This window comes from Herbaspirillum hiltneri N3 (genome assembly GCF_001267925.1).
In the GTDB taxonomy this organism is placed as follows: domain Bacteria; phylum Pseudomonadota; class Gammaproteobacteria; order Burkholderiales; family Burkholderiaceae_D; genus Herbaspirillum; species Herbaspirillum hiltneri.
On record NZ_CP011409.1, the window covers coordinates 1,429,980 to 1,445,534 of the forward strand.

The 15,555-nt window shown below is 61.8% G+C and carries 13 protein-coding genes; 3 read left to right on the forward strand and 10 right to left on the reverse strand.

Annotation, left to right across the window (positions count from 1 at the left end; all coding sequences use genetic code 11):
- Positions 1–4: 4 nt before the first annotated feature.
- The 5 genes from folK to F506_RS06455 are packed head-to-tail and all read right to left on the reverse strand — an operon-like array spanning position 5 to position 4,407.
- Positions 5–517: a 2-amino-4-hydroxy-6-hydroxymethyldihydropteridine diphosphokinase gene (folK, locus tag F506_RS06435; protein ID WP_053195888.1), complete on the reverse strand. Its 513-nt coding sequence runs from the start codon at positions 515–517 to the stop codon at positions 5–7.
- Entirely contained in the window at positions 514–1,941 is a 1,428-nt protein-coding gene (gene pcnB, locus F506_RS06440) for a polynucleotide adenylyltransferase PcnB (RefSeq protein WP_053195889.1), read from the reverse strand. Before pcnB ends, folK begins: the two co-directional genes overlap by 4 nt.
- On the reverse strand, positions 1,938–2,618 hold the full coding sequence (locus tag F506_RS06445; RefSeq protein WP_053195891.1) for a histidinol-phosphatase: 681 nt from the start codon (positions 2,616–2,618) through the stop codon (positions 1,938–1,940). The genes pcnB and F506_RS06445 overlap by 4 nt, the downstream gene beginning before the upstream one ends.
- Positions 2,615–3,322: a DnaA regulatory inactivator Hda gene (gene hda, locus F506_RS06450; protein WP_053195893.1), complete on the reverse strand. Its 708-nt coding sequence runs from the start codon at positions 3,320–3,322 to the stop codon at positions 2,615–2,617. The genes F506_RS06445 and hda overlap by 4 nt, the downstream gene beginning before the upstream one ends.
- Entirely contained in the window at positions 3,319–4,407 is a 1,089-nt protein-coding gene (locus tag F506_RS06455) for an AI-2E family transporter (protein WP_053195895.1), read from the reverse strand. Before F506_RS06455 ends, hda begins: the two co-directional genes overlap by 4 nt.
- 114 nt (positions 4,408–4,521) lie before the next feature.
- On the opposite strand from F506_RS06455, the gene purM reads away from it, so the two are divergent.
- Positions 4,522–5,565, forward strand: a complete 1,044-nt coding sequence (purM, locus tag F506_RS06460) for a phosphoribosylformylglycinamidine cyclo-ligase (protein ID WP_053201325.1) — start codon at positions 4,522–4,524, stop codon at positions 5,563–5,565.
- Between the two features lie 94 nt (positions 5,566–5,659).
- On the opposite strand, the gene F506_RS06465 is transcribed toward purM, so the two are convergent.
- The 5 genes from F506_RS06465 to F506_RS06485 form a co-directional block, all read right to left on the reverse strand.
- Entirely contained in the window at positions 5,660–6,544 is an 885-nt protein-coding gene (locus tag F506_RS06465; protein WP_053195897.1) for a proteasome-type protease, read from the reverse strand.
- 155 nt (positions 6,545–6,699) lie between these two features.
- Positions 6,700–7,692, reverse strand: coding sequence for an alpha-E domain-containing protein (locus F506_RS06470; protein WP_053195899.1), 993 nt, complete (start codon positions 7,690–7,692; stop codon positions 6,700–6,702).
- A gap of 3 nt (positions 7,693–7,695) precedes the next feature.
- Entirely contained in the window at positions 7,696–9,111 is a 1,416-nt protein-coding gene (locus tag F506_RS06475) for a circularly permuted type 2 ATP-grasp protein (RefSeq protein ID WP_053195901.1), read from the reverse strand.
- Between the two features lie 249 nt (positions 9,112–9,360).
- The gene (locus F506_RS06480; protein WP_053195903.1) at positions 9,361–9,801 is read right to left on the reverse strand and encodes a cupin domain-containing protein; all 441 of its coding nucleotides are present in this window, start codon (positions 9,799–9,801) and stop codon (positions 9,361–9,363) included.
- Positions 9,802–9,912: 111 nt separating this feature from the next.
- Positions 9,913–10,566, reverse strand: a complete 654-nt coding sequence (locus F506_RS06485; protein ID WP_053195905.1) for a glutathione S-transferase family protein — start codon at positions 10,564–10,566, stop codon at positions 9,913–9,915.
- Between the two features lie 254 nt (positions 10,567–10,820).
- On the opposite strand from F506_RS06485, the gene F506_RS06490 reads away from it, so the two are divergent.
- Together F506_RS06490 and F506_RS06495 are read left to right on the forward strand one after the other, a co-directional pair.
- Positions 10,821–12,047, forward strand: a complete 1,227-nt coding sequence (locus F506_RS06490; protein ID WP_053195908.1) for a polyhydroxyalkanoate depolymerase — start codon at positions 10,821–10,823, stop codon at positions 12,045–12,047.
- A gap of 96 nt (positions 12,048–12,143) precedes the next feature.
- The gene (locus F506_RS06495; protein ID WP_053195909.1) at positions 12,144–15,521 is read left to right on the forward strand and encodes a transglutaminase family protein; all 3,378 of its coding nucleotides are present in this window, start codon (positions 12,144–12,146) and stop codon (positions 15,519–15,521) included.
- The last annotated feature ends 34 nt before the right edge of the window (positions 15,522–15,555 follow it).

The window sequence follows — 15,555 nt, forward strand, 5'->3', positions numbered from 1 at the left end:
TGGATCAGGCCAGCAGTTCGATCGGCTGGCCCTGCACTTGCACCAGGAAGTCATGGGCAACGCCGACGCCGGGAATCGCGATGTCCGGCGCAATCTCCAACAAGGGAATCAACACGAACGCGCGTTGCGCCATGCGCGGATGCGGCAGCGTCAGCACGTCGTCGGCAAGTTGCAGGTCGCCGTACAGCAGGATGTCAAGATCGAGGGTGCGCGGCGCATTGCGGTACGGCCGTTCGCGTCCATGTGCCAGTTCGATGGCTCGCAAGGCCGCGAGCAATGCATGCGGCGTGAGCGAGGTGTCGAGCTGCGCGACGGCATTGACGTAATCGTCGCCACCGGCGTCCACCGGGGCCGTGCGGTACAGCCGGGATTGTTTGCCGAGCGAGGTGCCGGGCAACAGCGCCAGGCGCCGCAACGCATCTTCGACCGTGGCGCGGGCGTCGCCCAGGTTGCCGCCGATGCCGATGAAGGCGCGCGCAGCCGCTGCTGTTGCTGTTGTTGTTGCTGCAGGGGTCACGCGTCGCCGTCGGAGGACGACTTGCCGCCGCCTTCGCCGCCCTCGCCACCGCCGCTCTTGCTGCGGTTGCGGCCGCCGCGGCGCTTGCGTTTGCGGGCTGCCGGCGCGGGACCTGCGCCGGGGCCTGCGGAAGCTGCACCGGCAGCGCCGCCTGCAGCCGGCTTGCGCGCCAGCAGCGCTTCGCGGCCGGAACTATCGGCTTCCATGAAGGCGGTCCACCAGTCGCCCAGTTCGGCATCGATTTCACCGGAGGCGCAACGCAGCAGCAGGAAGTCGTAACCGGCGCGCAGGCGCAGGTGTTCCAGCAATTTATAGGGAGCCTTGCCGGTGCGGCGCTCGAAACGCGGCTGCATGGCCCAGATGTCGCGCATGTCGGACGCGATCTTGCGTTGCAGGGCGAGCTTTTCGGTCTGTGCATTGAGCACATCGTCGGCGGCCAGGTGCAGCGCCGGGATCGGATATTCGCCGGCGGCCTGGTAGGCGCGCCATTTTTCCAGCACCTGGTGCCACAGCATCGAGGCGAACAGGAAGCCCGGCGAGACCGGCTTGCCCTGTTTGATGCGGGCATCGGTATTGGCCAGCGCCAGCGTGACGAATTTTTCGCCGAGCGGTTGTTCCAGCACGACGTCGAGCAGGGGCAACAGGCCGTGGTGCAAGCCTTCCTTGCGAAGCTGTTGCAGGCAGGCCAGCGCGTGGCCGCTCATGAGCAGCTTGAGCATTTCATCGAACACACGCGCCGCCGGCACGTTGTTGATGAGCGGCGCCATGACCGGGATCGGCGCGCTGGTGGCGGCATCGATGCTGAACTTGAGCTTGGCGGCGAAGCGCACCACGCGCAGCATGCGCACCGGGTCTTCGCGATAGCGCGCTTCCGGCGCGCCGATGATGCGCAAGGTCTTGGCGCGGATGTCGGCGATGCCGCCGTGGTAATCGAGCACCGTTTGCGTCGCCGGATCGTAATACATGGCGTTGATGGTGAAGTCGCGGCGCACCGCGTCTTCATGCTGTTCGCCGAAGGTGTTGTCGCGCAGCACGCGACCGTGTTCATCCTTGGGCGCGGCGTCGGCCGAGCTGCCGCGGAAGGTGGTGACTTCGATCAGCTCCTGGCCGAACATCACGTGCACGATCTGGAAGCGGCGGCCGATGATGAAGGCGCGCCGGAACAATTGTTTGATCTCTTCGGGCGTGGCGTTGGTGGCGACGTCGAAGTCCTTGGGCTTGACCGACAGCAGCAGGTCGCGCACCGCGCCGCCGACGATGAAGGCCTTGAAGCCGGCCTCCTGCAAGGTCTGGGTGACGCGGATCGCGTTCGGCGACACCAGTTGCAGATCGATGCCGTGCTGCTTCTGGCTCAGTACGGTGGGCTCGGTGGTGTCGAGCTCTTTTTTCTTGCCCAGGAAGGAGCGGATGAATTTTTTGATCATTGCGCGTGGGCGTCGAAGAGATTCAGGATGGGCCAGCCTTGGGCAATCGCATGCGCCCTGAGCTTGTCGTTCGGGTTGGTGGCGACCGGGTGGGTGACGGCGGCCAGCAGCGGGATGTCGTTTTGCGAATCGCTGTAGAAATGGCTTTGCGGGAAATCGGCGATGCTCTTGCCTTGTTCCTGCAGCCAGGCCTGGGTGTGCACGATCTTGCCCGGGCCGAAGGTCGGTGTTCCCGCCAAGCGGCCGGTGACGTTGCCTTCCGCATCGAACTCCGGCAGCGCGGCGATCAGATGATGCACCTTGAACAGCTTGGCGATCGGCTCGGTGACGAAGCTGTTGGTGGCGGTGATGATAGCGACCAGGTCGCCGGCATCGAGGTGTTTTTGCACCAGCGCGAGGGCGGCGGGCACCATGGATGGTTTGATGACTTCGTCCATGAACTGCGCATGCCAGGCATCCAGCTGCGCACGCGGGAATTTCGACAGCGTGCCGAAGGCGAACTCGAGGTACTTCACCGGATCCAGCGTGCCGGCCTGGTAATGCGCGAACCATTCGTCGTTGGCTTTGCGGAAGGCGGTGGCGTCGATGGCGCCGGTGCGCGCGAGGAACTCGCCCCACTCATGGTCGGAGTCGATCGGGATCAGCGTATGGTCGAGGTCAAATAAAGCGAGATTCATGGCGTTTCGTTTTCAGCTTCCTGTTGAAGAAGGTCGCGTAGCAGCGGCAGGGTAATGGGACGCTTGGTTTCGAGCGAATAGCGATCGAGCGCGTCGAGCATGCGCGACAGCGAAGGCATGTCGCGCCGGTAATGCGTGAGCAGGTAAGACAGGATCGCGACCGACACTGCCATGCCGCGCGCCTGTGCCGATTGTGTCAGCGCGGCGATCTTTTCGTCATCGGTCAGGCCGTGCAGCTGGTAAATCAGGCCCCAGCCGAGGCGCGTGCGCAAGTCTTCGCGCACCTGCAACTGCGCCGGCGGCTGCGCGCCTGCGCTGACCAGATAACCGCCCCGTTCGCGGATCTGGTTGAACAGGGCGAAGGCGGCGATCTGTGATGCCGGCGGCAATTGCTCGCAGTCGTCCAGCAGATAACATTGAATGGATGGGTCGTAATCGAAAGCGCTGTCATCGGCATCGGCGGGGATCAGGCGCGAGCCGATTGCGCCTTCCTGCGCGCCTGCATGCGCCAGCGAGTGCAGCAGATGCGTTTTGCCCGCGCCGGTTTCGCCCCAGAGATAGATGAAGCGGTCGTTCAGGGTCGGTTGCGCGTGCGCCGCGGCGATGTCTTGCAGGCGTTGCAGCAATTCTGCATTCTGGCCTGTCACAAACGTGTCGAAAGTCGGCGGCTGCTGCGCGCTCAAATCCAGCAGAAGTTGTCTCATGTCTCGCTATTGTAGAAACTGCTGCTCAGGTAATGCTGGCGCAGGTGGCGTACCACCACGGACATGATCGCCGAGGCGGGCAGGGCCAGCAGCACGCCGACAAAACCGAACAACTGACCGAACGCCAGCAGCGCGAAGATCACCATCAGCGGATGCAGGCCGATGCGTTCGCCCACCAGTTGCGGCGTCAGGATGAAGCTTTCCAGCACCTGGCCGATGCCGTAGATGATGGCCACGGCGACCAGGCCGTACAGTCCGGTGAACTGCAGCACGGCGGCGATCAGCGCCAACACCAGGCCGAGGCCGAAGCCGACGTACGGAATGAACACCAGCAGGCCGGTCAGGATGCCGACCGGCAAGGCAATGTCGAAGCCGGCGATGGCCAGCGCAACTGAATAATAGGTCGCCAGGATCAACATGACCAGCAACTGGCCGCGCAGGTATTGCGCCAGCAGGTCGTCGACTTCTTCGGTCATGGCACTGATCTTGCCGACCCAGCGGCGCGGAATCATGCCGCGCAGGCGCTTGATGAAAGGATGCCAGTCTTGCAACAGATAAAACAACACCATCGGAATGAACAGCAGGTTGGCGGCCCAGGTCAGCAGGGCGGTGCCGCCGATTTTGGCCGAGGCCAGCACCGAGGCCCAGATTTCATCGCCGCTGGTGGCCAGCTGCTGGGTCAGGATGCGCTTGATGCCGGTGATGTCGAGGCGCACGTGGATGCCGAACTCGCTCAGGCGCGGCGCCACCTTGGCGTTGAGTTTGTCGAGGAAATTGGGAATCTGCTGTTGCAGCAGCGGAATTTCCTTCACCAGCACCGGCACGACGATCAGGATCAGCGCCAGTCCGGCCAGCACCAGCAGCAGGATGACGATCAGCACCGCCATCACGCGCGGCAGCAAAAACGGCCCGATGCGGCGGCGCGCCAGCCAGTCGACGCCCGGATTGAGGGCGTAAGCCAGGATGGCGGCGGTGACGAACGGGGTCAGCATCGGCCCCAGCAAGATCAGGAGGCCTACCAACAAGAGCCCTAAGGTGAGCCACAACAAGCTTTGTTTTTGCTCATCCGTTAAAGAAAAAGGCATGGAAATAGGGCTTTAGATGAATCGGTTTGTTAAAATCACGGTTTACTTCAGGTTTCAGCGGCCTTGTTGCCGCAGATACTCCTCTATTTTACCGCCTCCAGTGCCAATATCATCATGACTTCATCATCCAATGTTTCCCTTTCCTACCGCGACGCGGGCGTCGACATCGATGCGGGCGACGCTTTAGTCGAGGCTATCAAGCCGTTTGCCAAGCGTACGACCCGTGAAGGCGTGCTGGGCGGGATCGGCGGTTTCGGCGCGTTGTTTGAAATCAGCAAGAAATTCAAGGAACCGGTGCTGGTGTCCGGCACCGACGGCGTCGGCACCAAGCTGAAACTGGCTTTCCACCTGAACCGGCATGACACCGTCGGCATCGACTTGGTCGCAATGAGCGTCAACGACATCCTGGTGCAGGGCGCCGAGCCGCTGTTCTTCCTCGATTACTTCGCCTGCGGCAAGCTCGACGTGGCCAGCGCCACCGATGTCATCAAGGGCATTGCCAAGGGCTGCGAGCAAGCCGGCTGCGCGCTGATCGGCGGCGAAACCGCTGAAATGCCGAGCATGTATCCCGACGGCGAATACGACCTGGCCGGCTTCGCCGTCGGTGCGGTGGAGAAGTCCAAACTGATCGACGGCACCAAGATCGTTCCGGGCGACGTCGTGCTGGGCCTGGCCTCGTCGGGCGCGCACTCCAACGGCTATTCGCTGGTGCGCAAGATCCTGGACGTCGCCAAGCCTGACCTGAACGCCGATTTCCACGGCCGCAAGCTGGCCGATGTGCTGCTGGAGCCGACCCGTATCTACGTCAAGCCTTTGCTGGCGCTGATGGAAGCGATGGAAGTCAAGGGCATGGTTCACATCACCGGTGGCGGCCTGGTCGAGAACATCCCGCGCGTCCTGCAAGACAACCTGACTGCCGTGCTGGACGGCAAGTCATGGGCCATGCCGCCGCTGTTCACCTGGCTGCAGCAGCATGGCGGCGTGGCCGACGCCGAAATGCACCGCGTCTTCAACTGCGGCATCGGCATGACCGTGATCGTCTCCAAGGAAAACGCTGCTGCTGCCGAAGCGCAGCTGAAGGCGGCCGGCGAGACCGTGTTCCGCATCGGTGAAATCCGAGCCCGCGCTGAAGGCGAAGCACAGACGATTGTTGTATAAATACCATCGGCATTCCTGTCCGGCAACGCCGGACAATAAAAAACGGCTGCAAGCAATTGCAGCCGTTTTTTATTTGGGCGATCCGAAAGACCGATCAGTTCGGTTGCCGCGCCACATCCGCCTCGTTGTCCCCGGCCAGCGTCTGGCGGGTAACCGGTTGCGCATCGCGCGCCACCGCTTCCGGCGGCTGCACGCGCACAGGCTGGCTGTGGTCGACTGACGACGACAACACATTGAGCGTCGCTTCAGGAGCGGCATCCCAGACCGGATCGTCGATGGCTTCAAACACGCGCTTGAGTTGCGCGCCCCAGCTGCGGCGAATCATCTGGAAATACTGGTTGTGCTCATCGATGGTGACGAAGCGCGTCACCGCCAGGTCATTGGCGGTGTAGACCATCAGGTCCAGAGGCAGGCCGACCGAGATGTTCGACTTCAGCGTCGAATCCATCGAAATCAGCGCGCACTTGGCAGCCTCGTCCAGCGAAGTCTGCGGCGTGACGACGCGATCGATGATCGGTTTGCCGTACTTGGCTTCGCCGATCTGGAAATAGGTATTTTCGTCGTGCGACTCGATGAAGTTGCCTGCCGAGTACATCTGGAACAGGCGGCAACGCTCGCCCTTGATCTGGCCGCCGAAAATGATGCTTACATTGAAGTCGATGCCGAACTTGGCCAGTTCTTCCGCGTCGCGCTGATGCACTGTACGAATGGCGTCGCCGAGAATCTGCGCGGCTTCGTACATCGAGGTCGCGGTCCAGATGGTGCGGCCTTCGGCATTGGTCTTCTCGGACACGATCTGCCGGATCGATTGCGAAATGGAAAGATTGCCTGCCGTCATCATCACCATGACGCGTTCGCCCGGGTTCTCGTAGACATTCATCTTGCGGAATGTGCCGATGTGATCGACGCCCGCATTGGTCCTCGAGTCGGATAAAAAGACCAGGCCTTCGTTCAGGCGCATGGCAACGCAATAAGTCATGATGTGAGCTAAAAATGTAAAAGCCGGATTTTACAGGAAGCCCCGCCGGCACCGGGTGCGGGCGGGGCCCAAATGTCGTGGACCTGACACATTATCGGCAAATTCCAGACAATTCTTAACCGTCAGACTGGCAGATCGATAATTTTTTTTACAATTTATGCTGCCAAAGGCACAAGAAAATCCTTGCTGATGCGATTGCCGAGCTCAAAGATGCGTTCCAGAAACACCGTCAGATAATCGTGCAGGCCGGCATCGAATACTTCCTCAATGCGGCTGAACTTGAGATCGGCGTCCAGCTTACCGGCAAAGCGCTCCGTATCGGCCGAGACATCGTTGCGGACGTGTTTCAGGTTACTCAGCACATGATCCATGCAGGCCGCCAGCGAGCGCGGCATGTCGGCGCGCAGGATCAGCAATTCAGCAACGCGTTCGGGCGTGATGACGTCGCGATAGACCTTGCGGTAAATCTCGAAGCCCGACACCGACCGCAGGATCGCGGCCCAGTAATAAAAATCGATCTGGCTGTCCTGGGCCTTGGCGTTCGCGCTCAGCAGGCTTTGCTGCTGGCTTTGGCCGGGCTTGACGGTTTCCTTGGCGCCGTGGAACTTGACGTCGATGATGCGCGCGGTGTTGTCGGCGCGTTCGAGGAAGGTGCCGAGGCGGATGAAATGGAAGGCTTCATCCTTGAGCATGGTGCCGATGGTGACGCCGCGCGACAGATGCGAGCGGTGCTTGACCCATTCGAAGAAATCGCTCGGGTTCTGCTCCAGCGCATTGGTCTGCAGGTAACCCTGCATCTTGATCCAGGTGGCGTTCTGGATTTCCCAGGCTTCGGTGGTCAGCGCGCCGCGCACTGCGCGGGCGTTCTCGCGCGCCTGCTTGAGGCAAGAGGCGATCGACGACGAATTGCTGGGGTCGCGCACCATGAAGTCGATGACATCCTTTTGCGTCAGCGCATCGTACTTCTGGTTATAGCCATACTGCAGCTCGGAAATGCCGAGCAGGGCGCGCCAGCCTTGTTCGGCGTCGTCGGTGGATTGCGGCAGCAGGGCGGTCTGCACATGCACATCGAGCATGCGGGCGGTATTTTCGGCGCGTTCGGTATAGCGCGCCATCCAGAACAGGTGGTCAGCGGTGCGGCTCAACATGATTTATTTCTCCAGAATCCAGGTGTCCTTGGTGCCGCCGCCTTGCGACGAATTCACCACCAGCGAGCCTTCCTTGAGCGCCACGCGCGTGAGGCCGCCCTTGACCATCGACACGGTCTTGCCGGACAACACGAAGGGACGCAAGTCGAGATGGCGCGGCGCGATGCCGGCATCCACATAGGTCGGGCAGACGGACAGCGCCAGCGTCGGCTGTGCGATATAGCCGTCGGGTTTGGCGATCACGCGCTGGCGGAAATCCTCGATCTCCTGTTTGGTCGACGCCGGGCCGACCAGCATGCCGTAGCCGCCGGCGCCGTGGACTTCCTTGACCACCAGCTTGTCGAGATTGGCCAGCGTGTAGGAGAGATCATCCTTCTTGCGGCACTGGTAGGTCGGGACGTTGTTGAGGATGGGTTCTTCGGACAGGTAGAACTTGATCATGTCCGGCACATAGGGATAGATCGACTTGTCGTCGGCGACGCCGGTGCCGATGGCGTTGGTCAGCGTGACCTTGCCGGCGCGATAGGCCGACAGCAGGCCCGGCACACCCAGCGAGGAATCGGCGCGGAACGCCAGCGGATCGAGATAGTCGTCGTCGATGCGGCGATAGATCACATCGACGCGTTTCGGTCCGCGCGTGGTGCGCATGTAGACGGTGTTGTCCTTGACGAACAAGTCCTGTCCTTCGACCAGCTCGACGCCCATTTGCTGCGCCAGGAAAGCGTGTTCGAAATACGCGGAGTTGTACATGCCCGGCGTCATCACGACGACGGTAGGATCGACCACGCCGACGGGCGCGACCGAACGCAGGTTGTCGAGCAGCATGTCGGGATAGTGATCGACCGGCGCGATCTTGTTGCGCGTGAACAGCTCGGGGAACAGCCGCATCATCATCTTGCGGTTTTCCAGCATGTAGGACACGCCGGACGGTACGCGCAGGTTATCTTCGAGCACATAGAACTCGCCCTCGCCGGCGCGCACGATGTCGACGCCGGCGATATGGGCGTAGATGTCGGAGGCGACGTCGACGTCCTGCATCTCGGGACGGTATTGCGCGTTCTTCAGAATCTGCTCGGCCGGAATGACGCCGGCCTTGATGATTTTCTGGCTGTGGTAAATGTCGTGGATGAACATGTTGAGCGCTTTGACGCGCTGCACCAGTCCCGCTTCCAGCTTGGCCCACTCGGCGGCATGAATGATGCGCGGAATGATGTCGAAGGGGATCAGCCGCTCCGTGCCTGCATCGTTGCCGTAGACCGCGAAGGTGATGCCGACGCGGCGGAAAATCAGGTCGGACTCTGCGCGTTTCCGGACGATGGTCTCAGCGGTTTGGGAAGACAGCCACGCCGCGAATTCATCGTAGTGCTTACGAACTGAAACGGCGCCATCGGAGTACATCTCGTCGAAAAAATTTGCCATAAATTTGCTTCGTTTTCTGGTGCTGATGCGGGGGGATTTTTAGCTTGAGACTAAGCGGATATTATTTGTTCATTGGTAGTTGCCGACATCCTCATCGCTGGTGGGGGTAGGCACAGACTATCACGCCATTTCCGCTTTTGGACAGCGAAAATTGCACGGCGTCCCGCGCCCGATTCACGCCGGCGATGGCGGATCCGGTTTGATGTCCGGCTTGATGAGGCGGCTTGAAAATGATTTGCTCCTTCTGTTTCAGACCCACGGCGTCGGCGCAGGAACGGCCGCCGGTGCGGGCATGTCGATGGTGGTGAAATCGGCCGGGCTGACGATTTCAAGATACTCCATGTCCGGTGAATAATCGAACAGGAAATGCACGATGCCCGGTCGCTGGTGCACGCAATCGCCGGTCTTCACCAGCGTTACCTGGTCCTCGTACATGAAGCGCGCCCAGCCCTTGAGCATGATGACGATATGAAAATTCGCCTCATGCCGGTGCCAGCCGGTGCCGGCCTCCGGCGCCATGTTGGCCTTGACCAGTTGGGCCACGACCTGGCCGCCGGTGGCCGCGGCGATGCCGAGGTCGCGGTACAGGAAGAAGTCGCGCAGGCCGCCGGATTCATACGGAGTATCACCCTCGCTGACATGAGAGAACACGTTCAGGTCGGTCGGTTTCGTTGCGGCTATCGTATTCATGACACTGATCCTTTCTGCGGCGGGCCGCATGCGATTGGCTGATGAAATACCCGTGCGTTGAAATTCCTGTGCGTCTGCTGCTGCTGCTGCTGCTGCCTCTATCGTTTCCTCCTAGAACTCGACATCCAGTTCGTCAATATCTTCCGGCTCCTTCTGCGCGGCGGCGATCCATTCCTTCATCTCCGGCATCGCCATGATGCGCTTGCTGTAGGCGGCGCAAATCGGTTCCAGCTTGACGTCGTAGGTGATGAAGCGCGTGATCACCGGCGCATACATGGCGTCGGCCATGGTGCGCTCGCCGAACAGATACGGGCCGCCGTAGGTAGCCAGGCATTCCTTCCAGATGGTGGTGATGCGCTGGATGTCGGCTTGCGCGCGCGACCAGATTTTGAAATTGGGGAAGTGCGCTTTCAGGTTCATCGGCAGCGCCGAACGCAGCGCACTGAAGCCGGAGTGCATCTCGCCGCAGATCGCGCGGCAATGCGCGCGCGCCGCCTGGTCGGCCGGCAGCAGCTTGGCGGCCGGACGGACTTCGTTGAGGTATTCGGCGATCGCCAGCGTGTCCCAGACAAAGATATCGCCATGCTTGAGGCTGGGCACCAGGATCGAGGAGGACAGCAGCAGGATTTCGGCGCGCGCGTCGGGATCGTCCGGCGGCACGATATCTTCCTGAAACGGCAACCCGGCAAATTTGGCGAGCAGCCAGCCACGCATTGACCAGGAAGAGTAGTTCTTGCTGGTGATGCGCAAAGTCGTTTTAGGCATGTCAGTCCTTTATGTGTGTGTACTTCTGACTTTGGCGCGTCAATTGTTGACGCGCGGTTTGTATGGACGCGTCCGTACTTCCCGAACCGCATCAGCGGCGCATTGATGGTGCTCATGTGTTGCCTGTCCGTTACTTGCAAAGGGCGTGCCAGCAATGCTCCGGATGCGGCGCCGGGTTCATACGCGCCCGAAGGTCAATGGCATGCATATTGCATCGAGGGAGGGACTGGTGAAACCGAGGGAGTGGGTTGTATATGACAAATATTTACCAGGCATACCAGCAATACGCCGACGCCACTGATCCGCTGCGTGCCTCGGCCCGGGCGGCGGTCCCGTTCCTGGGGCACACTTGGCCGGGTGTGCCGTCCAGCTCCGTGCTGCGCAAAATGGCCGCGGCCTATGAAGTTTTTGCACGCACCCAATTGACGCATGTGCGTCCTCCTTTCGACATCGACAGCGTCCAGGACAGCGGGCGCACCGTTGCGGTGCGTGAAGAGGTGATCGACCGCACGCCGTTTTGCACCTTGTTGCGTTTCCGCAAGGAAACGGCGGCCGAGCAACCTGCGGTGCTGCTGGTGGCGCCGATGTCGGGCCACTTTGCAACGCTGCTGCGCGGCACCGTCAAAACGCTGCTGCGCGACCACGATGTCTATATCACCGACTGGCACAATGCGCGCGACATTGCGCTGGAGCACGGCCGCTTCGGCCTGGACGAATACGTCGGTCACCTGATTCGTTTCCTGCAAGTCATCGGTCCCGGCGCGCATCTCGTCGCGGTGTGCCAACCCACCGTGGCGGCCCTCACTGCCGCCGCCGTGATGGCCGAGGGCGACGACCCGGCCCAGCCGCGCACCATGACGCTGATGGCCGGCCCGCTCGATACGCGCGTCAATCCGACCACCGTCAACGATCTTGCCAAGAGCAAGCCGATCGAATGGTTCGAGAAGCATCTGGTCAGCACGGTCCCGGCGCGCCATCCCGGCGGCGGCCGCAAGGTCTATCCGGGTTTCATGCAACTGGCGGCGTTCATGAACATGAACCTCAATCGCCATGTCGATGCCTTCCGCAACCTGTACACCTATCTGATCGAAGGCGAGCACGACAAGGCCGAAGCGATCAAGGTGTTCTACGAAGAATACTTCGCCATGTCGGACCTGCCGGCGGAGTTTTACCTGGAAACGGTGCGGGTGGTGTTCCAGGAGCACGCCTTGCCGCTGGGCCTGCTGCAATTCCAGGGGCGTCCGGTCAATCTGAAAGCGATCCGGCGCACCGCCCTGTTCACCGTGGAGGGCGAGAAGGATGACATCTGCGCCGTCGGCCAGACCGTCGCTGCACAGGATATGTGCAGCAGCATCCGCCCCTACATGCGCCTGCACCATGTGCAGACGGCGGTGGGCCACTATGGCGTCTTCAACGGGCGCCGGTGGGAAAATGAAATCTATCCACGCCTGAGGGATTTCATTAATATGCACCACAGGTGAACGTTTCCCGGCCTGGTGCAACCCGACCAACAATAGTCCGTCACAGCAGTCCATCAGCAGTCCATCGGCTCAACTTGTTTGTTGTAAAGGATCTTCATGTCAATTTATGTGGCGCTGAACCATGTCACGTCTTACCGTTATGACCGTGCTATCAATCTGGGTCCCCAAATCGTACGCCTGCGTCCGGCCCCGCATTGCCGTACGCGGATATTGAGCTATTCGCTGCGCATTCTTCCCGAGCCGCATTTCATCAACTGGCAGCAGGATCCGCAAGCCAACTACATGGCGCGGCTGGTGTTTCCCGAGAAGACCGAAGAATTCCGCATCGAAGTCGATCTGGTGGCCGAAATGTCGGTCATCAATCCCTTCGATTTCTTTCTTGAGCCGTATGCCGAGCAGATCCCGTTCGAGTACGCCAAGGAGCTGCAAAACGAGTTGTCGCCGTATCGCAAGACCTTGCCGCTGACGCCGCGCTTCCAGAAATTCCTCGACGGCATCTCGCGCGAGAAAATGAACAGCGCCGACTTTCTGGTCGCGCTGAACCAGAAGCTGGCCGACGCCGTCGCCTATACCATCCGCATGGAGCCGGGCGTGCAGACGCCGGAAGAGACGCTCGAAATCGGTTCCGGTTCCTGCCGCGATTCGTCCTGGTTGCTGGTGCAGCTGCTGCGCCACCTCGGCCTGGCTGCGCGTTTCGTGTCCGGTTACCTGATCCAGCTCACCGCCGACCAGAAATCGCTCGACGGCCCATCCGGACCGGAAGCCGATTTCACCGACCTGCACGCCTGGTGCGAAGTCTATCTGCCGGGCGCCGGCTGGGTCGGCCTCGATCCGACCTCGGGCCTGTTCGCCGGCGAAGGCCATATCCCGCTGTCCTGCACGCCCGAGCCGTCTTCGGCGGCGCCGGTCAGCGGCATGGTCGATCCGTGCGAAGTGGAGTTCGGACATTCGATGAGCGTGTCGCGTTTTTGGGAAGCGCCGCGCGTCACCAAGCCGTACACCGAAGCGCAATGGAGCGAGATCGAAGAACTCGGTCACGCCATCGACGATGACCTCGACGCACTTGACGTGCGCCTGACCATGGGCGGCGAACCGACCTTCGTATCGCTCGATCATCCCGACGAGCCTGAGTGGAGCACCGCCGCACTGGGCGCCACCAAGAAGCCGCTGGCGGCCGACCTGTACCACCGCATGCGCGAAAAATACGCCGTGCAAGGCCTGCCGCATTTCGGCCAGGGCAAGTGGTATCCGGGGGAACAGTTGCCGCGCTGGGCGCTCAACTGCTACTGGCGTCGCGACGGCCAGCCGATCTGGCACAACCGCGATCTGATCGGCGACGAAGCCACGCCGAACGTCAAGGACGACGACATCCCGGAACGCTTCCTCAAGGGCGTGGCTGCGCGCCTGTCGCTCGACGGCAAGCACATCTTCCCGGCCTATGAAGACGTGTTCTACTACATGTGGCGCGAGCGCCGCCTGCCGGGCAACGTCGACCCGTTCGATTCCAAACTCGACGACAAGCAGGAGCGTGCGCGCCTCATGCGGGTCTTTTCGCAAGGTCTCGACAAGGTCGCCGGCCACGTGCTGCCGGTGGCGCGCCGTCCCGACGATCTCGGCTGGCAAAGCGGCGACTGGTTCCTGCGCAGCGAGCGTTGCTACCTGTATCCCGGCGATTCACCGCTCGGTTATCGCCTGCCGCTCGATTCGCAGCCTTGGGTCAAGTCGACCGACTATCCCTACGTGCATGCGGCCGACCCGACGCAGCAGTTCGCTCCGCTGTCGCCGGCGACCGATGTCCGCCTCAAGTTCGTCCAGCGTCCTGCGTTCAGCGGCGCGACCTCGGTGGCGTTCCAGCAGGATCGCTACGGCACGCGTCGCGGCAGCCCGGTTACCGGCAACGGCAAGGGTATGCCTGCGGCAACAGGCGGCGCCCCGGTGCTGTTCCAATCGGCGGACTGGATCACGCGCACCGCGTTGTGTGCGGAAGTGCGCAATGGCGTGCTGTACCTGTTCATGCCGCCGCTGGCGCAGCTTGAGAATTATCTCGAGCTGGTCGCCGCCATCGAAGCCACCGCCGAAGAACTCGGCCAGCCGGTCCTGATGGAAGGCTACGAGCCGCCCAACGATCCGCGCGTGCGCAAGTTCAGCGTCACGCCCGATCCCGGCGTGATCGAAGTCAACATCCAGCCGGCCTACAACTGGAGCGAGCTGGTCGACCAGACCACGCATTTGTATGAAGCCGGCCGCGAGTCGCGCCTGACCACCGAGAAGTTCATGCTCGACGGCCATCATTCCGGCACCGGCGGCGGCAACCATATGGTGATGGGCGGCGCCACGACCGCCGATTCGCCGTTCCTGCGCCGGCCCGATCTGCTGCGCAGCCTGATCAGCTACTGGCATAACCATCCGTCGCTGTCCTATCTGTTCTCGGGCATGTTCATCGGTCCGACCTCGCAGGCGCCGCGCATCGATGAAGCCCGCAACGATTCCACGGTGGAAATCGAACTGGCCTTCGCCGAGATGGAAAAGCAGCTCGAAAAAGGCGGCTGCGCGCCGTGGCTGGTCGATCGTCTGCTGCGCAACCTGCTGATCGACGTTACCGGCAATACGCACCGCGCCGAGTTCTGCATCGACAAGCTGTATTCGCCCGACAGCGCCACCGGCCGCCTCGGCCTGCTGGAGCTGCGCGCCTTCGAAATGCCGCCGCACGCCCGCATGAGCCTGACCCAGCAGTTGCTGCTGCGTGCGCTGGTGGCGCGGTTCTGGAAGACGCCCTACAAGCCGCAACGCCTGGTGCGCTGGGGTACCGAGTTGCATGATCGTTTCCTGTTGCCGCATTTCATCTGGCAGGATTTCAACGACATCATGGACGACATGCAGGAAGCCGGCTATCCGATGCAGGCCGAATGGTTCGCGCCGCATTTCGAATTCCGCTTCCCCAAGATCGGCGACTTTGCCGTCAAGGGCATGGAGCTGGAATTGCGCACCGCGCTGGAACCGTGGCACGTGCTGGGCGAAGAGGGCAGCTCGACCGGCACGGCGCGCTACGTCGATTCATCGGTGGAGCGGCTGGAGGTCAAGGTCCGCGGCATGGCCAAGGACCGTTACGTGCTGACGTGCAACGGCGTCGCGGTGCCGCTGCAACCGACCGGCGTGGTCGGCGAGTTCGTCACCGGCGTGCGCTACCGGGCCTGGCAGCCGCCGTCGGCGCTGCATCCGACCATCGGCATCGATTCGCCGCTGACCTTCGATCTGGTCGATACCTGGAACGGCCGCAGCCTGGGCGGATGCCAGTATCACGTGGTGCATCCGGGCGGACGCAGCTACGAGACCTTCCCGGTCAACGCCTTCGAAGCCGAGAGCCGCCGGCTGGCGCGTTATTTCCGTCTCAACCACACGCCGGGAAAGATGGACGTGAGCGCTGCGCGACCATCAATCGAGTTCCCATTTACGTTAGACTTGCGACATTACTAACGCACGCAGTTCTGCCGTTGCCGCAGGTCATCGC